Below are 16,988 nucleotides of genomic sequence, written 5' to 3'. Positions count from 1 at the left end.
CTGGCCAGCAGGTACGTCTCCGACGTCTCCAGGCCGCTGACCCCGGTGAGCCGTGCCGTGCCCAGCCCGCGAGCAGGACGAGGATCAGGAGCCCGATTCGGGCCACGCCTGGTCTTTCCTGATCGCGCGGACGTTGGTGCCGGCGCCCGGCTCGGGCCGGCTCCGCTGGTTGATCGGCGGGAGCGTGAAATGCCCGCGGATCAGGTCCACTAACTTGGCCATCTTGTCGTCGGCGACCCCGACCTTGCGCTGGTCGAGGGTGACGCCGATGACATAGCGGCCGTGGTCGACCCAGTAGTGGTAGAGGGCGCCGCGTTCGACGTCCAGCACCGTCCGGATCACCGTGCCACTTTCCATCGACCGCAGGTGTGTGTCGAGCCGGTTGCCGAGCCAGTCGAGCTGGCGGCCGAGCCTCAGATACGTGGTCCGCCGCTCCTCCGGCGTGGTTTCGTGGAAGAAGTGCCGCAGGTCGGCGTCGTCGAGCACGTCGGTGTAGAACGCGCAGCCCCCGGGCCCGAAGAACGCCACGAAGTGCAGGTCCTCCTGGTCGATCACGGACACGCAGCTGCCGAGCGCCTTCTCCAAGGCGTGGCTGATGTCCGGCTGGGTGCGGATGAGGATCTCCGACTCGCCGATGACCTTACGTTTCGTGGTGGTCGGCGACGGCACGGCGGTGGCCTCGAGGTGCGGCACGTAGAGGCCGCGGCGAAACAGCAGCAGCAGATAGACGCCGGTGAGCGCGGTGAACGCGGCGATCCCGATCATCGACAGGCCGAGCAGCTCGCCGGACAGGGCCCGGTTCCACAGGACGGGGCCGAACCCGGCGACGAACCCCAGCACCAGCCCGCCGCCCGCGGTCACCGTCATCGCGCCGACCAGCATCACCGGCAGCCTGCCCCGGATCCGGCCGGCCACGAGCGCGACCAGCGCGAGCCCGCAGACCACGGCCAGGACGGTGATCGCGCGGGACAGGTTGTAGTCCTCGCCCTCGATGTACCAGGCCAGCATCTCCAGCAACACGGGGGCGAGCACGAAAGTCGCGATGACGACCGCGATCCTGGCGAACCGATCCCTGTCCACGCGGGAAGTGTCCGTGATGGGGCACGCCCGCCGCAATAGGCCTGCTTTCGGCGGGTACGGGCGAGAGCACCCGGACCGTCTGGAACAAAGCTCCGCAGACCACTCCGGTGAAGGCCGTCGGCCGCACGCGTGAAAGACCGCCCATCCTACGAGCGGAGAGGGCCGGTCGGGGGCGGTCATGCCGGGTCCGTCGCTCGCCCGCGGGCGAGCCGGGGCCCGGACTAGGGTCGGCTCGTGGTCGCACTCATGGCGCTGGCCGGACTGGTCTGCGGACACCGCATCAGGGCGCTGGCCGACTCCTACGACGGGGCGCCGGAGCCCGCCTGGCCGCCGATGGCCGAGCTGGTGACCGCCGCCGTGACCGCGCTCGTCGCCTGGCGGATCGGCCTGCCGTACGTGCCGTTCGCCGTCATCGGCACCGCCCTGGCCGTCATCGACTGGCGTACGACCACGCTGCCCGACGCGATCACGCTGCCCGCGTACCCGATCATGGCCCTGGCCCTCCTGCCCACGGGAGAGCTGCCCAGGGCGGTGGCCGGAGGGGCGGCGCTGGCCGCGATCTACGGGCTGCTCTGGTTCATCAGGCCGGACGCGATGGGGCTCGGCGACGTCAAGCTGGCCGGGCTCATCGGCATGGCGGGGGCGGCGCTGGGCTGGCAGGCGTGGGTCGTGGCGGCCTTCTGCGGGCAGTTGCTCGGCGCGCTCTACGGCCTGGCCCTGCTGGCGACCGGCCGCGGCACCCGGCGCACGCAGTTCCCGTTCGGGCCGTTCATGCTGCTGGGCGCGTTCACCGTGCTGTGTCTCGACCAGTGAACGCGGGACATCTCACTAGGCCGCACATGGAAGACTGGACGCATGTTGCGCTGGTTGACCGCCGGAGAATCCCACGGACCCGAACTCGTCGCCATCCTGGAAGGCCTGCCGGCCGGGGTCGAGGTGACCACGGCCGCGATCGACGAGGCCCTGCGCCGCCGTCGTCTCGGCTATGGCCGCGGCGCCCGGATGAAGTTCGAGGAGGACAAGGTCACGATCGTCGGCGGCGTACGCCACGGGCGGACCACGGGAAGCCCGGTCGCGATCCGTGTGGGCAACACCGAGTGGCCCAAGTGGGAGAAGGTCATGGCGGCCGACCCGGTCGACCCGGCCGAGCTGGAGGGCCTGGCGCGCAACGCGCCCAGGTCGCGCCCGCGCCCGGGCCACGCCGACCTGGCGGGCATGCAGAAATACGGGTTCGACGACGCCAGGCAGGTGCTCGACCGGGCCAGCGCCCGCGAGACCGCGGCCCGCGTCGCGCTCGGCGAGGTCGCCAGGCGCTTCCTCAAGCAGGCGCTCGGCGTCGACATCGTCAGCCACGTCACCGAGATCGGCGGCGCCAGGACCCCGGCCGAAGACCTGCCCGGCCCCGGCGACCTGGCGAGGATCGACGAGGACCCGGTGCGGTGCCACGACCCCGCGGGCAGCACCGCCATGGTCGAGGTGATCGACAAGGCCCACAAGGACGGTGACACGCTGGGCGGGGTCGTCGAGGTCCTCGCCTACGGCCTGCCGCCCGGCTTGGGCAGCTACACGCACTGGGACCGCAGGCTCGACTCCAGGCTCGCCGCCGCGCTCATGGGCATCCAGGCGATCAAGGGCGTCGCGGTCGGCGACGGCTTCGAGACCGCGCGCAGGCCCGGCTCCCGCGCCCACGACGAGATCGAATACACCGCCGAGGACGGCGTCAGGCGCATCACCAACCGCGCGGGCGGCGTCGAGGGCGGCATGACCAACGGCGAGATCCTGCGTGTCAGCGCCGCCATGAAGCCGATCTCCACGGTCCCCAGGGCGCTGGCCACGATCGACGTCAAGACCGGTGAGGCGGCCAAGGCCCACCACGAGCGCTCCGACGTGTGCGCCGTCCCGGCGGCCGGGATCGTGGCCGAGGCCATGGTCGCGCTGGTGCTGGCCGACGTGGCGCTCGAGAAGTTCGGCGGCGACTCCGTCGAGGAGGTCGCCCGTAACCTGTCCGGCTACCTCTCTTCCATGGTGATCAAATGACCACAGCCGTGCTGATCGGCCCTCCGGGTTCCGGTAAGACCACCGTCGGGCGGCTGCTCGCCGAGCGGCTCGGCGTCGGGTTCCGCGACACCGACGCCGACGTGGAGGCCGTGGCGGGCAAGCCCGTCTCCGACATCTTCGTCGAGGACGGCGAGGCCCGCTTCCGCGAGCTGGAGCACGAGGCCGTGCGCCGGGCGCTGGCCGAGCACGACGGCGTCCTGTCCCTGGGCGGCGGCGCCGTACTCAACGAGGAGACCCAGGCCCTGCTCGCCGGCCACCACGTGGTCTACCTGCAGGTGGGGCTGGCGGACGCGGTCCAGCGGGTCGGGCTCGCCTCGGCCCGGCCGCTGCTCGTGCTCAATCCGCGCAGCCGGCTGAAGAAGCTCATGGAGGAGCGGCGGCCGGTCTACGAAAAGCTGGCCGCGGCCACCGTCGTGACGGACAAGCGGGAGCCCGAAGAGCTCGCCGACGAGATCGTGAAGGGGCTGCCCGCATGACGGACGCGACCAGGATCACTGTACGCGGCGACAGCCCGTACGACGTGGTGGTGGGCACCGGCGTGCTGGCCGAGCTGACCACGCTGTTCAAGCCCGGCGTGCGCACGGTCGCGGTGATCCACCCGGAGAGTCTGCCGGAGCTCTCCCGCCCGGTCTGCGCGGCGCTGTCGGGGAGCGGCTACGAGGTGGTCGAGCTGCCCGTGCCGGACGGCGAGCAGGCCAAGACCGTCGAGGTGGCCGCCGGGCTGTGGTCCGCGCTCGGCCGCCACGGCGTGACCCGCTCCGACGCGGTCGTCGGCGTGGGCGGGGGAGCGACGACCGACCTGGCCGGGTTCGTGGCCGGCACGTGGCTGCGCGGCGTGCAGGTCGTGCTCGCGCCCACGACGCTCCTGGCCATGGTCGACGCGGCGGTCGGCGGCAAGAACGGCATCGACACGCCCGAGGGGAAAAACCTCGTCGGCACGTTCCTGCCGCCCGCGGGCGTGCTGTGCGAGCTGTCCACGCTCGGCGGCATGCCGAGACAGGACTACGTGGCGGGCCTGGCCGAGATCATCAAGGGCGGCTTCATCGCCGACCCCGAGATCCTCCGGCTCATCGAGGAGGATCCCGAAGCGGCCACCCGCCCCGACGGCCCCCACACCCGCGAGCTGATCGAACGCAAGATCCGGGTCAAGGCCGACGTCGTGGGCGCCGACCTGCGCGAGGCGGGGCTGCGCGAGATCCTCAACTACGGCCACACACTCGCCCACGCCATCGAGCGCGACGAACACTACGAGATCCGCCACGGCGAGGCCGTCGCCATCGGCATGGTCTACGCCGCCGAGCTGTCGCGGCTCTCGGGGCGGGCCGATCTCGTCGGCCGCACCCGCTCGATTCTCACCGGCGTCGGCCTGCCGATCTCCTACCGCGCCGACGCCTGGCCGCGGCTGCGCGACCACATGCGGCTGGACAAGAAGAACCGCGGCGCCAAGCAGCGGTTCGTCGTGCTCGACGACCTGGCCAAGCCCGGCCGCCTCGAAGACCCTTCCGAAGAGCTGCTCGAAGCCGCGTACAAGGAGATCTCGGCATGATCCTCGTGCTCAACGGCCCCAACCTGCGCAGGCTCGGCACCCGCGAGCCCGACGTCTACGGCGCCGAGACGTTCGAGGACCTGGCCGAGCTGTGCCGCGACACCGGCCGCAGGCTCGGCGAGCACGTCGAGGTGCGCCAGACCGACGACGAGGCCGAGATGATCGGCTGGCTGCACGAGGCCGCCGACGGCCGCGTCCCTGTGGTGCTCAACCCGGCCGCGTTCACCCACTACTCCTACGCCCTGCGTGACGCCATCGCCCAGCGCAGGGCGCCGCTGATCGAGGTGCACATCACCAACCCGGCCGCCAGGGAAGAGTTTCGCCATACCTCCGTCGTCGCCGGGGTGGCGACGGGCACCATCGCGGGCTTCGGACTACAGTCATACGTCCTTGCGCTGCACGCGATCGCGGAGATGAAGACCACCTCATGAGGCACTACAAGTCCTTCGTCGCCCTCGGCGACAGTTTCACCGAGGGACTGAACGACCCCGGAGCCAACGGGCACTACCGTGGCTGGGCCGACCGGGTGGCCGAGCGGCTCGCCGCCGACGACCCGTCCTTCCGCTACGCCAATCTGGCCGTCCGCGGCAAGCTCATCGACCAGATCGTCGCCGAGCAGGTGCCGCTGGCCGTCGAGATGGCGCCCGACCTGGTCAGCTTCTGCGCCGGGGGCAACGACCTGCTCAGACCGGGCAGCGATCCCGACGTGATGGCCAAGAAGGTCGCGCGGGCCGTACGCGACCTGCGTGCCGGAGGCGCGGACGTGCTGCTGTTCACCGGCGTGGACCCGCGTGACACGCCCCTGATGCGGCGCCTGCGCGGCCGCTTCGCGATCTTCTACCTGCACGTCCGGTCCATCGCCGACCTGTACGGGTGCCGCCTCGTCGACCAGTGGTCCATGCAGGGGCTGCGGGACTGGCGGGCGTGGAGCGCCGACCGGCTGCACATGAACGAGGACGGGCACCGGCTGGTGGCGGCGCGGGTGCTGGACGTGCTGGGGGTGCCGTTCGAGGACTGGCGCAAGGACTGGCCGGAGCGGACGGTCGATCCGCGGGCGCGCCGGCGCGAGGACGCCCAGTGGATCCGCGAGCACCTGGTCCCATGGGTGGCGCGCCGTCTCCAGGGCGTTTCCTCCGGTGACGGTCTGTCCCCCAAACGCCCTGAGCTCACCCCGTGGGCGTAGACGTCTGAGCTTCCGTCACCTGACCGGAAGCTCCACCAGCGTCCCGGTCGCCCGCAGGCCCGGTACGCCCGCGGCCGGCGCGTGGTTCAGCCGGCCGACTCGGCCGCCAGGCGCTTCAGCGCCGCCCGGGGGATGGCCGGGTCCGTGGTGCGCCAGAACGGCGGGAGGGAGCCCATGAGGAAGCCGCTGTAGCGGGCCGTGGCCAGGCGGGGATCCAGAACCGCGATCACGCCCTTGTCGTCCTGGGCGCGCAGCAGCCGGCCGGCCCCCTGGGCCAGCAGCAGGGCCGCGTGGTTGGCGGCCACCGCCATGAACCCGTTGCCGCCCCTGGCCGCCACGTGCCGCTGCCGGGCCGACGTCAGCGGGTCGTCCGGGCGCGGGAACGGCACCCGGTCGATGATGACCAGCCGCAGCGACGGCCCCGGCACGTCCACGCCCTGCCACAGCGACAGCGTGCCGAACAGGCAGGTCGGCTCGTCCTCGGCGAACTGCTTGACCAGCAGCATCGTCGAGTCGTCCCCCTGGCACAGCAGCGGCACGTCCAGCCGGTCCCGCAGCGCCTCCGTGGCCGCCTTGGCCGCGCGCATCGACGAGAACAGCCCCAGCGTGCGCCCGCCCGCCGCCTCGATCAACTCGGTGATCTCGTCCAGATATTGCTGCGGCAGCCCGTCGCGTCCCGGCTGTGGCAGGTGCTTGGCGACGTACAGGATCCCGGCTTTGGGGTGGTCGAACGGCGAGCCGACGTCGATGCCCTGCCACTCCTTGCTGTCGCCGAGCCCCCACTGCGCGGCCAGCGCGTCGAAGGTGCCGCCCAGGGCCAGCGTGGCGGAGGTGAGGACCACCGTGCGCTCGCCGAACAGCTTGTCGCGCAGCATGCCGCTGACGGTCAGCGGCGCCACCCGCAGCATGGGCGGGCGCCGGTCGGTGCCCGCGTCGAGCCACACGACCTCCGCCCGATCGGCCTCGGAGGCGTGCCCGTACGCCTCCAGCATGCGCACCGCCGTGTCGTGCACCTCGTCCAGCGCCGTGAACGCGGCCTTGCGCTGCCCCGCCTTGTCCGGGTCGTCCTTGTCGGCGTTGCGCGGCCCCAGCGCCGTGACGCACCGCCAGGCCGTGTCGCGGATCAGCTGCAGCGTCAGGCCGAGCACCTGGGGCAGCTCGTCGATGCGGCCCGGCGGGGCGGCGGCCAGCAGCGCCTTGAGGTCCTCGCCGGCCTCCTGGAGCTGGTCGGCGACCGTCTGCTCGATCAGCCTGCCCACCCGGCGCACCGCCAGCGACACCGTCAGCTCCGACAGCTCGCCGGTCACCACCGACGTGACCCGGTCGACCAGTTCGTGCGCCTCGTCCACGACCACGACCTCGTGCTCGGGCAGCACCGGCAGGTCGCCCATGGCGTCGATGGCCAGCAGCGCGTGGTTGGTCACCACCACGTCCACCTCAGCCGCACGGGCCCGGGCCAGCTCGGCGAAGCACTCGGCCCCGCTGGGGCAGCGGTTGGCGCCCAGGCACTCCTGCGCGCTCACCGAGAACTGCCGCCACGCCTGCTCGCTCACGCCCGGCACCAGCTCGTCGCGGTCGCCGGTCTCGGTCTCCTCGGCCCACTCCTGGATGCGCTGCACCATGCGGCCGGTCGCGCTCACCTCGCGCGGGTCGAACAGCTGGTCCTGCTCGTCCTCCTCGGGCCAGCCCGCCGTGGCCTTGTAGCGGCACAGATAGTTGCGGCGGCCCTTCAGTATCGCGAACGTCGGCTCGTGCGGCAGCTCCTTGCTCAGGGCCTCGGCGAGCCTGGGCAGGTCGCGGTCGACCAGCTGGCGCTGGAGCGCGATGGTGGCCGTGGAGATCACGACCGGCTTGTCGCTGTCCATCGCGTGACGGATCGACGGCACGAGGTACGCCAGCGACTTGCCGGTGCCCGTGCCCGCCTGGACGGCCAGATGCTCCTCGTCGTCGATCGCCTTCTGCACGGCGCGGACCATCGTGATCTGGCCCTGCCGTTCGCTCCCTCCGAGAGCGCCGACCGCGACGTCGAGAAGTGAGTCCACTGGCGGGAGATGGGAGTCCGGCACGGCAGTAAACGCTACCCGCATTTTCCGGGTCGCCGTGCCGAACGCGGTGTGATCGGCCATGTACATCCCGGCGTTCCCGAATCCTTTCGGTGGCGCGCATGGCACACTGGACGATCGGGACTCCAACTGGTCAAACACGATCTTCCCGTGTGTGACCGGAGGGATTCACGGTGTATATGGGAAGGCCGGTTCTGCAGGGTTTTCCGGGGTTGAGTGGACGAATAAAGGCTGGTTATCGCAGTATGTCTGCCATGTCGGAAGTTGTCCCGTTGCCGTCGTTCGGCGAAGTCTTCTTCGATGCACGAGGTCAGGAGCGGTGTCTCCGGGTCACGTGGCACGAGGGCACGTTGGTGCTCAGCCTGTGGCGGGGGGAGATGTGCACAGCGAGCTTCCGCATGCCGATGGAGGACGTCGGCCGGCTGCTCGACACCCTCGACGAGGGCTTCGCGGAGGCCACGGGCGAGCAGCCCGCCGTGCCCGCGCACGATCCGGGCACCGAGGTCATCCCGGGCACCGGTCAATACCAGCGCCCGCAGGCCGCGCCGCAGCAGAACCACCAGCAGCAGCCGGTCGACGACCGGCCCACGGCCGCGCTGTCCCCGAACGACGTCCTCGTGGCCAGGGGCCCGGCGCCCCAGGACAAGCTCGTCGCCTCGTACGGCGAGACCACGGCCCCCAGGGACGCGACCCCCGCGTACGGCGATCGCGGGCCTTTCACCGGCCCTCAGTACGTCGATCCCAGCACGCCGCAGCCCCAGTACAACGGGGACTCCTTCAGCGGCCCGCAGTACACCGCGGAGCCCTCGCAGTACCAGCAGCAGCAGCCGCAGCAGTCCGACCTGTTCAGCGGCCCCCAGTACGCCGACAAAGCGCCCGTCTACCAGTTCCCGGGCGCCGACCAGCGCCACCAGCCGCCGCTGAGCACCGACCCGCTCGGCTTCCCCTCCCAGGCCGCCGACCCCTACGGGGCCTCCCCGGTCTCTGACCCCTACGGGGCCTCCCAGGCAGCCGACTCCTACGCGGCCTCCCCGGTCTCTGACCCCTACGCGGCCTCCCCGGTCTCCGACTCCTACGCGGCCTCCCCGGTCTCTGACCCCTACGCGGCCTCCCCGGTCTCCGACTCCTACACGCCCCCCCAGCACCGGCCCGATCCCCACCCCTCCGACCCCTACGCGTCGGATCCCTTCTCGCGCCGCCAGGAGGCCGCCGCCTACGCGCAGCCCCAGCAGCCCCAGCCGCAGCCCCAGCAGGGCAACCAGAGCGGCGCGGGCCTGGGCACTCCCATGCACGGCATCCCGGGCGCGGGCCGCCGCCGCGCGGCCCCCCAGCAACAGCAGCCGCCCGCCAGGGACGACTACGCCGCCTACCAGCAGCCCCAGCAGCAGCAGCCCAACCCGGTGGACCCGCTGCTGGCGCTCGGCCGCCAGGAGCAGTACCAAGAGCAGTACCAGCCGCAGCAGCAGCAGCCGGACCCGAACCTGCCCCGGACGTACCAGGGGGACCCCATGTTCTCCACGGGCGAGCGCCTGCGCCCCGAGCAGCCGGACTACCACCAGAGGAGCGACCGCAGGGAGTGGTGATGCTCCACCTCGGCGCGCCGGGTACGCTCTCGGCGAGGTAGGTGATCGGCCGAGGTAGAAGGAGCGCCGGTGAGTCCAACCCTGGGTCTGCAACTGCTGCTGGTGGCCGCCGGCGCCATCGCGGTCGCCGCCGTGGCGCGGCGCAAGGGCTGGCCGGCCCCGCTGCTGCTGGTGGCCGCCGGCCTGCTGGTCTCGCCACTGGTGCCGGCGGTGCCGCTGAACCCGGAGCTGGCACTGTACGTGTTCCTGCCGCCGCTGCTCTACTCGGCCGCCCTCGACAGCTCCTACCTGCGGCTGCGCGACGTCAAGCGGGCCGTGCTGCTGCTGTCGATCGGGCTGGTGCTGTTCACCACGGCGGTGGTCGGGCTGGTCGTGCACCTGCTGGTGCCGGCCCTGCCGCTGGCGCTGGCGTTCGCGCTCGGCGCCATCATCGCGCCCCCTGACGCCGTGGCCGCCGTCGCGGTGGGGCGGCGGCTGGGGTTGCCGCGCAGGGCGTTGACGATCCTGATCGGCGAGAGCCTGTTCAACGACGCCACGGCGCTGACGGCGTACCGGGTGGCGATCGGGGTGTTCGTAGGCGGCACCGTGGACCTGCTCGGCAGCGTGGGCACGTTCCTGATCGCGGCGGTGGGCGGCGTGGCGATCGGGCTGGCGCTGGCGTTCGCGCTCGCCTGGCTGTTCCAGCACACGCGTGACTCGCTGGTCGAGAACACGGTGATGCTGCTGATCCCGTTCGCCGCCTTCGCCGCGGCGGAGTCCGTGCACGCCTCCGGCGTGATCGCGGTAGTGATCGTCGGGCTCTACCTGGGACACCGCATGCACCTGCGCGGGTTCGGCACGCGGCTGGTGTCGAGCGCGGTGTGGAAGGTCACGGACTTCCTCCTCGAGACGATCGTGTTCGCGCTGATCGGGTTGCAACTGGTGACCGTGATCGATGGCATCGGCGGTTACAGTGCGTGGGCGGTCGCCGGATACGCCGCCGCGGTGCTCGGCGTGACGATCGCCAGCAGGTTCGCCTGGGTGTTCGCGGCCGGCTCGGTGATCCGGCTGATGTCCAGGCCCACCTCGCAGGCGCCGCCCACCACGCAGGACTCGGTGATCCTGAGCTGGGCGGGCATGCGCGGCGTGGTGTCGCTGGCGGCGGCGTTCGCCATCCCGCCGGAGGTCCCCCCGCGCGACCGCGCCCTGCTGCTGTTCCTGACGTTCACGACCGTGATCGGCACGCTGCTCATCCAGGGCACCACGTTCCCCGCGCTGATCAGGCGGCTGCGCGTGTCGAGCGAGCAGGAGGAATACCAGGACCGCCTGGCCGAGGCGGCGGCCCAGCAGGCGGCGCTGGAGGCCGGCCTGGCCGAGCTGGAGCGGCTGGTCGGCGAGCGGGACGGCGAGCCGGACGAGATCCAGAAGCAGGTCATCGACCAGCTCAGGGAGAAGTCCTGGCGGCGGTCGCTGAGCGCGTGGGAGCGCCTGGGCGGCGGGGCCGGCCAGGGCGGCGCGGAGACCCCGAGCGCACTCTACCGGCGCCTGCGCCGCGACATGCTTCAGGCCGAGCGCGAGGTCTTCGTGCGCCTGCGCGACGAGCGCCGCCTCGACGACGAGGTGCTCCGCGAGGTGATGGCCCAGCTCGACTTCGAGGAGGCCATGCTGGAGCGCTGAGGCCTCAGCCCATCTGGCTGTCCACGAAGCACCACCGCCAGTCCTCGCCGCGCTCGAACGACTGGATCACCGGATGCTCGGTGGCGCGGTAGTGGGCGGAGGCGTGCTTGGCGGGTGAGGAGTCGCAACAGCCGACGTGGCCGCACTCCAGGCAGCGCCGTAGGTGGACCCACCGGCCGCCGACGGCCAGGCACTCCTCGCAGCCTTCCGGCGTCCGTGCCGCAGGGTCGCCGGCCTTGGAAAGATGTTCGCACATTGCCATAACGGAAATCCTAGGGCCAGTGCACCCACCTAATTTCGGCCAGCCCCTTGTCGGCTGTCAGGCGAGCGTGGACATTGTGGTCATCGGGGAAGAGTGATGTAGGACACACTGCTCGGGAGCCGCGACGTGCTGGAGGTACGCAACCTCGAGGTCGTCTACGACGACGTGATGCTCGTGCTGCGCGGGGTGAGCCTCCGTGTTCCCCCGGGCTCGATCGTGGCCCTGCTCGGCGCAAACGGCGCGGGCAAGACCACGCTGCTGCGTGCCCTGTCCGGGCTGCTCGACGTGCACGACGGCGAGATCACCAAGGGCGTGGTCACGCTGGAGGGCGAGCCCATCCACCACCTCAAGCCCGCCCAGATCGTCCGGCGCGGGGTCAGCCAGGTGATGGAGGGCCGCCGCATCCTCAGCGAACTGACCGTCGAGGAGAACCTCAAGGTCGGCGGCCACACCGCGGCCGCCTCCCACCTGGACCGCGTCTACACGCTGTTCCCGCTGCTGCGCGAGCGGCGCAGGAGCGTGGCCGGCTATCTGTCCGGCGGCGAGCAGCAGATGCTGGCCGTCGGCCGCGCACTCATGGCCGGCCCCAAGTACCTGCTGCTCGACGAGCCGAGCCTCGGCCTGGCCCCGTCGCTGGTCGGCCAGGTGCGCGACCTCATCGTCGAGATCAACCGGCAGGGCACCACGGTCCTGCTCGTCGAGCAGAACGCCACCATGGCCCTGTCCATCGCCTCCCACGGCTATGTCATGGAGACCGGGAAGATCGTCATGGACAAGCCGGCGAAGGAGCTGCTCGCCGACGAGGACATCAAGGAGTTCTACCTCGGGGCCGTCCGGTCCTTCCGCGAGATCAAGCACTACAAGCGGAGGAAACGATGGCTCTCCTGACGTTCGAGGACGTGCACCTGAGCTTCGCCGGCGTCAAGGCCGTGGACGGGGTCTCCTTCGAGGTGGGCCAGGCCGAGCTGCTGGCGATCATCGGGCCGAACGGCGCAGGGAAGACCTCGATCTTCAACGTGCTCTCCGGCGTCTACCGGCCCCAGCGCGGCCGCGTCACGTTCCTGGGCGAGGACCTGCTGCGCAGGCGGCCGCACGAGATCGCCGCCATGGGCCTGGCCAGGACGTTCCAGAACGTCGAGCTGTTCCACAACCTCACCGTCCTGGACAACCTCATGCTCGGCCGCCACCACCACTTCCGCTACGGCGCGTTCTCGGCCCTCCTGTGGTACGGCCCCGCCCGGCGCGCGGAGCTGGCCGCCCGCGCCCAGGTCGAGGACATCATCGACTTCCTGGAGCTGGAGGCCTGGCGCCGCCACCCCGTACGGCTGCTCCCGTACGGGATCCAGAAGCGGGTCGAGCTGGGCCGGGCCCTCGCCATGGAGCCGCGGCTGCTGCTGCTCGACGAGCCGGTGGCCGGCATGAACCTGGAGGAGACCGAGGACATGGCCAGGTTCGTGCTGGACATCCGGGACGAGCTGGGCATCCCCGTCGTCCTGGTGGAGCACGACATGGGCCTGGTCATGGACCTGGCCGACCGGGTGCTGGTGCTGGACTTCGGCCGCCCGGTCGCGCTCGGCGGCCCGGCCGAGGTGCAGCAGGACCCCAAGGTGATCGAGGCGTACCTGGGAGGGGCCCATGGCCGGACGCAGTGAGGCCATCATTTCCACGAGGCCGGCGAAGGAGGCCTCATGATCGCGGACAGGGTGCGTGAGCGGGCCAGGACGACACCGCACGCCGTCGCGATGCGGCACAAGGACTTCGGGATCTGGCAGGAGGTCACCTGGGCGGCGTACTGGACGCAGGTCGAGCTGGTCGCGCACGCCCTGCTCGCGCTGGGCGTCGAGCCGGGCGACCGGGTGGCGATCCACTCCGAGAACCGCCCCGAGTGGCTGTACGGCGACCTGGGCACGGTGGCCGTGCGCGGCATCACGGTCGGCCTGTACCCGACCAACCCGCCCGCCGAGGTCGCGTACCTGCTGGCCGACTCCGGCGCCGCGATCCTCATCGCCGAGGACCAGGAGCAGGTCGACAAAGCCCTGGCCGTCCGCGACGAGTGCCCCGGCCTGCGGCGCATCGTGTACATGGAGCCGCGCGGCATCCGCGGCCGCTACGACGACGACGTCCTCATGTCCTGGCCCGAACTGCTCGCCCTGGGCGCCGAGCACCGGGCCGAGCACCCGGGCGCGGTGGAGCGCCGCATGGCCGAGGCGGCGCCCGAGGACGTGATGACGCTCATCTACACCTCCGGCACCACCGGGCCGCCCAAGGGGGTCATGCTCACCGTCGGCAACGTCGAGTTCGCGATCGACACGCTCGTCACCGGCGGCGGCTTCACCTCGCCGCCGCCCTCCGAACGCGACCTCGCGCTGTCGTACCTGCCGCTGTGCCACGTCGCCGAGCGCGCGTTCACCGTGTGGTTCAACGCGGCGGCCGGCGTGCAGGTGAACTTCGCCGAGTCCATCGACACCGTCCAGGCCAACCTGCGCGAGGTACAGCCGACGATCCTGTTCGGGGTGCCGCGCATCTGGGAGAAGGTCCTCGCCCAGGTCACCATCAAGCTGGAGTCCGCCTCGCCGCTCAAACGCGCGATCACCCGGTACTGGCTGCGGGCCGCCGACCGGATCGGCGACGCGCTGGTGCGCACCGGCGGCACGCACACGTTCGGGACGCGGCTGGCGTACACGATCGGGTGGGTCTTCTGCTATCGCGCGCTGCGCGAGCGGCTCGGCATGCGGCGGGTCCGCTACGCCGCCTCCGGCGCGGCGCCCATCGCGCCCGACGTGCTCAAGTTCTACATGGGGATCGGCATCCCCATGCACGAGGTGTACGGCATGAGCGAGAACACCGCGATCGCCACCGCCAACCGCCCAGGACGGGTGCGCCTCGGCACGGTCGGCGAGCCGCACCCCGGCATCGAGCTGAAGATAGACGCGGCCACCGGCGAGATCATGACCAGGCACCCGGGCACCTTCGCCGGCTATTGGCGCAACCCGCGCGCCACCGCCGACGTGCTCGATCCCGACGGCTGGCTGCACACCGGCGACGTGGGGGAGTGGGTGGACGGCACGCACGTGCGGATCACCGACCGGATGAAGGACATCATCATCACGGCGGGCGGCAAGAACATCGCGCCCAGCGAGATCGAGAACGCGCTGAAGGCGTCGCCGTACCTCAAGGAGGCCGTGGTCATCGGGGACCAGCGGCCGTACCTGGTGGCGCTGATCGGGATCGAGCCGGACACGGTGGGGGAGTGGGCGCGGCGGCGCGGGCTGCCGTACACGACCTACCGCGACCTGTCGGACAAGCCGGAGACGCGGGAGCTCGTCCGGGAGATCGTCGACGAGGTCAACACCCGGTTCGCGTCGGTCGAGCAGGTCAAGCGGTTCGCGTTCCTGCCCAAGGAGCTCGACCACGAGGACGGCGAGCTGACCGCCACCCAGAAGGTCAAGCGCAGCGCCATCGCCAAGCTGTTCGAGGACCTGGTGGAAGGGATGTACGCCCGGTGAAGGGGCTGCTGGAGACGGTCATCAGGGGCCTGGGCAACGGCTCGGTGTACGCGCTGCTCGCGCTCGGATTCGTGATCATCTACAAGGCCACGCGGGTGATCAGCTTCGCCCAGCCCGCGCTCATGCTGGCCGGGGCCGTCGCGGTGAGCTACCTGGCCGAGGTGACCGGGTTCTACGCCGCCGTGCTGCTGTCCGCGCTGCTCATCGCCCTCGTCGCGCTGGGGATCGAGCGGGTGGCGATCCGGCCCATGGTGGGGCGGCCGGTCTTCGTCGTGGCGATCATCACGCTGGGCATCGACGTGGTGGTGCGGGTGGTGGTCAACGCCTTCATCGGGCGCGATGTGCGGCAGATGGGCGATCCGTGGGGGTTCACGCAGGTCTCCCTCGGGCCGCTGGTCGTGCAGTCGCGCTGGCTGGCCATGCTGCTGGTGACGGCCGTGCTGGTGACGCTGCTGTTCGCCTTCTTCCGCTACACGAAGTACGGGCTCGCCATGCGGGCGGCCGCCTTCGACCAGGAGACCGCGCTGGCCCAGGGGATCTCCGTCGGCATGGTGTTCGCGCTGTCGTGGGGGCTGGCCGGATTCCTGGCGGCGATCGCCGGGATGTTCGTCGGCACCGGGCAGGGGATCGAGCAGCTGACCTGGGTGGTCGCGTTGAAGGCGCTGCCGGCGATCATCGTGGGCGGGCTCGACTCGCTCGGCGGCGCCGTCGTGGGCGGGCTGGTCGTGGGCGTGGTGGAGTCGCTGTTCCAGTCGTACCAGGGGGAGTTCGCGCCTTGGCTGGGACAGAACTTCGCGGTCGTCTCGCCGTACGTGGTGATGCTGATCGTGCTGCTGGTCAGGCCGTACGGCCTGTTCGGGACCCGGGAGGTCGAACGGGTATGACCGAGACGACGCGTTCCGCCGCGGCCCCGGCCGCCCCCGACATACCGACCGGCCGGTCTCGTAAGGTCCGCGGCCGGCCGCTGCTCTACACCTCCTACGCCCAGGACATGGCGCTGCTCGACACGCGGACCAAGCGGGTGGTGACCGGGATGCTGGTCGTGCTCGCGTTCGCGCTGGCGGTGCTGCTGCAGGACCGGTCGCTCGAGGTGCTGGCGGCTGCGTACGTCATGGCCATCGGGGCGATCGGGCTCAACATCGTCACCGGGTACGCCGGCCAGGTCTCCCTCGGCCACGCCTTCTTCGTCGCCATCGGCGCCTACACGGCCGCCGCCCTGTCCGGCCCCGTCGACGGCCGGTGGCTCGGCTACGGGATCACCCAGATCTGGATCTGGCTGCCCGCCGCCGGGCTCGTGGCCGCCGCGGCCGGGGTGCTGGTCGCGCCGCTGGCCACCCGCCTGCGCGGCCTCTACCTGGCCGTCGTCACGCTCGGCCTGGTCTTCCTCGGCGAGCACATCTTCAAGGAGTGGAAGGAGCTGACCGGCGGCCCCGGCGTGGGCCGGGACGCGGCGGTCCCGCAACTGTTCGACGTACGCCTGGACGCGGACGGCCCGCTCGGCACCAAGGAACAGATGCTGTACACGCTCATGCTGGCCTTGCTGATCGTCTTCGCCGTCGCGGCCCGTAACCTGGCCCGCTCGCGCATCGGCCGCGCCTTCGCCGCCGTCCGCGACCGCGACATCGCCGCCGAGGTCATCGGAGTGCCGCTGACCCGCTACAAGGTCCTGGCCTTCGGCATCAGCTCCTTCTACGCGGGCTGCGCCGGTGCCCTGCTCTACACGATCTCCGGGTACGTCGAGCCGGGCTCGTTCAGCCTGCTCATGTCCGTCCAGTTCATCGCCATGGTCCTGATCGGCGGCGTCGCCACCGTGTCGGGATCGATCGCGGGCGCGCTGTTCATCTCGCTGTTGCAGCCCCTCACCAGGTCGCTGCCCTCGCTGGTGCCGTTCGTCAGCGGCGACACCACGCAGACTCCCAACGTGTTCCAGGTCGAGACCGTGATGTACGGGCTGCTGATCGTGCTGTTCCTCATCTTCGAGCCGCGCGGCCTGTTCGGTCTGTGGATTCGGATCCGCAACTACTGGAAGTCCTGGCCTTTTTCTTACTGAG

The 16,988-nt window shown here is 71.1% G+C and carries 16 protein-coding genes; 13 read left to right on the top strand and 3 right to left on the bottom strand.

Annotated elements, in window-relative coordinates; translation table 11 throughout:
• Window positions 1-84 precede the first annotated feature (84 nt).
• The gene (locus ACIBX3_RS06775; protein ID WP_397113906.1) at window positions 85-1,080 is read right to left on the bottom strand and encodes a hypothetical protein; all 996 of its coding nucleotides are present in this window, start codon (window positions 1,078-1,080) and stop codon (window positions 85-87) included.
• 234 nt (window positions 1,081-1,314) lie between these two features.
• Here ACIBX3_RS06775 and ACIBX3_RS06770 point away from each other — a divergent pair, with 234 nt between their 5' ends.
• From ACIBX3_RS06770 to ACIBX3_RS06745, 6 genes are read left to right on the top strand one after another with little or no spacing between them, the layout of a single operon-like run.
• A complete protein-coding gene (locus tag ACIBX3_RS06770; RefSeq protein ID WP_397113904.1) occupies window positions 1,315-1,893 on the top strand; it encodes a prepilin peptidase in 579 nt (192 codons plus the stop codon).
• A gap of 42 nt (window positions 1,894-1,935) precedes the next feature.
• Window positions 1,936-3,117 carry a chorismate synthase gene (gene aroC / locus ACIBX3_RS06765; RefSeq protein WP_397113902.1) on the top strand — a complete coding sequence of 394 codons (1,182 nt, stop codon included), beginning with the start codon at window positions 1,936-1,938 and terminating at the stop codon, window positions 3,115-3,117.
• Window positions 3,114-3,614 (top strand): shikimate kinase, encoded by a 501-nt coding sequence (locus ACIBX3_RS06760; protein ID WP_397113900.1) that lies wholly within the window; start codon window positions 3,114-3,116, stop codon window positions 3,612-3,614. Before aroC ends, ACIBX3_RS06760 begins: the two co-directional genes overlap by 4 nt.
• Entirely contained in the window at window positions 3,611-4,684 is a 1,074-nt protein-coding gene (gene aroB, locus ACIBX3_RS06755; RefSeq protein ID WP_397113898.1) for a 3-dehydroquinate synthase, read from the top strand. The genes ACIBX3_RS06760 and aroB overlap by 4 nt, the downstream gene beginning before the upstream one ends.
• On the top strand, window positions 4,681-5,115 hold the full coding sequence (gene aroQ, locus ACIBX3_RS06750) for a type II 3-dehydroquinate dehydratase (RefSeq protein WP_397113896.1): 435 nt from the start codon (window positions 4,681-4,683) through the stop codon (window positions 5,113-5,115). Before aroB ends, aroQ begins: the two co-directional genes overlap by 4 nt.
• Window positions 5,112-5,867 (top strand): SGNH/GDSL hydrolase family protein, encoded by a 756-nt coding sequence (locus ACIBX3_RS06745; protein WP_397113894.1) that lies wholly within the window; start codon window positions 5,112-5,114, stop codon window positions 5,865-5,867. Before aroQ ends, ACIBX3_RS06745 begins: the two co-directional genes overlap by 4 nt.
• Before the next feature lie 86 nt (window positions 5,868-5,953).
• Here ACIBX3_RS06745 and ACIBX3_RS06740 read toward each other — a convergent pair whose 3' ends face one another.
• A complete protein-coding gene (locus ACIBX3_RS06740) occupies window positions 5,954-7,954 on the bottom strand; it encodes an ATP-dependent DNA helicase (protein ID WP_397114982.1) in 2,001 nt (666 codons plus the stop codon).
• Window positions 7,955-8,184: 230 nt separating this feature from the next.
• Between ACIBX3_RS06740 and ACIBX3_RS06735 the strand changes: the two genes are divergently transcribed.
• Together ACIBX3_RS06735 and ACIBX3_RS06730 are read left to right on the top strand one after the other, a co-directional pair.
• Window positions 8,185-9,513: a hypothetical protein gene (locus ACIBX3_RS06735; protein ID WP_397113892.1), complete on the top strand. Its 1,329-nt coding sequence runs from the start codon at window positions 8,185-8,187 to the stop codon at window positions 9,511-9,513.
• 69 nt (window positions 9,514-9,582) lie between these two features.
• Window positions 9,583-11,169, top strand: a complete 1,587-nt coding sequence (locus tag ACIBX3_RS06730; protein WP_397113890.1) for a Na+/H+ antiporter — start codon at window positions 9,583-9,585, stop codon at window positions 11,167-11,169.
• A gap of 4 nt (window positions 11,170-11,173) precedes the next feature.
• Here ACIBX3_RS06730 and ACIBX3_RS06725 read toward each other — a convergent pair whose 3' ends face one another.
• Window positions 11,174-11,425 carry a UBP-type zinc finger domain-containing protein gene (locus ACIBX3_RS06725; RefSeq protein ID WP_397113888.1) on the bottom strand — a complete coding sequence of 84 codons (252 nt, stop codon included), beginning with the start codon at window positions 11,423-11,425 and terminating at the stop codon, window positions 11,174-11,176.
• Between the two features lie 132 nt (window positions 11,426-11,557).
• On the opposite strand from ACIBX3_RS06725, the gene ACIBX3_RS06720 reads away from it, so the two are divergent.
• Genes ACIBX3_RS06720 through ACIBX3_RS06700 form a run of 5 tightly spaced genes read left to right on the top strand, consistent with a single transcriptional unit; the run spans window position 11,558 to window position 16,987 of the window.
• Window positions 11,558-12,319 (top strand): ABC transporter ATP-binding protein, encoded by a 762-nt coding sequence (locus ACIBX3_RS06720; RefSeq protein ID WP_397113886.1) that lies wholly within the window; start codon window positions 11,558-11,560, stop codon window positions 12,317-12,319.
• Window positions 12,307-13,083, top strand: a complete 777-nt coding sequence (locus ACIBX3_RS06715; protein ID WP_397113884.1) for an ABC transporter ATP-binding protein — start codon at window positions 12,307-12,309, stop codon at window positions 13,081-13,083. The genes ACIBX3_RS06720 and ACIBX3_RS06715 overlap by 13 nt, the downstream gene beginning before the upstream one ends.
• A gap of 36 nt (window positions 13,084-13,119) precedes the next feature.
• The gene (locus ACIBX3_RS06710) at window positions 13,120-14,937 is read left to right on the top strand and encodes an AMP-dependent synthetase/ligase (RefSeq protein WP_397113882.1); all 1,818 of its coding nucleotides are present in this window, start codon (window positions 13,120-13,122) and stop codon (window positions 14,935-14,937) included.
• Window positions 14,934-15,821, top strand: a complete 888-nt coding sequence (locus tag ACIBX3_RS06705; protein WP_397113880.1) for a branched-chain amino acid ABC transporter permease — start codon at window positions 14,934-14,936, stop codon at window positions 15,819-15,821. The genes ACIBX3_RS06710 and ACIBX3_RS06705 overlap by 4 nt, the downstream gene beginning before the upstream one ends.
• Window positions 15,818-16,987 (top strand): branched-chain amino acid ABC transporter permease, encoded by a 1,170-nt coding sequence (locus ACIBX3_RS06700; protein ID WP_397113878.1) that lies wholly within the window; start codon window positions 15,818-15,820, stop codon window positions 16,985-16,987. Before ACIBX3_RS06705 ends, ACIBX3_RS06700 begins: the two co-directional genes overlap by 4 nt.
• Window position 16,988: the final 1 nt, after the last annotated feature.

The sequence above is a fragment of the Nonomuraea sp. NPDC049480 genome, assembly GCF_044465905.1.
GTDB lineage: Bacteria > Actinomycetota > Actinomycetes > Streptosporangiales > Streptosporangiaceae > Nonomuraea.
The sequence above is the reverse complement of the archived record's forward strand: the minus strand, read 5'-3'. Positions and strand labels throughout refer to the sequence as shown.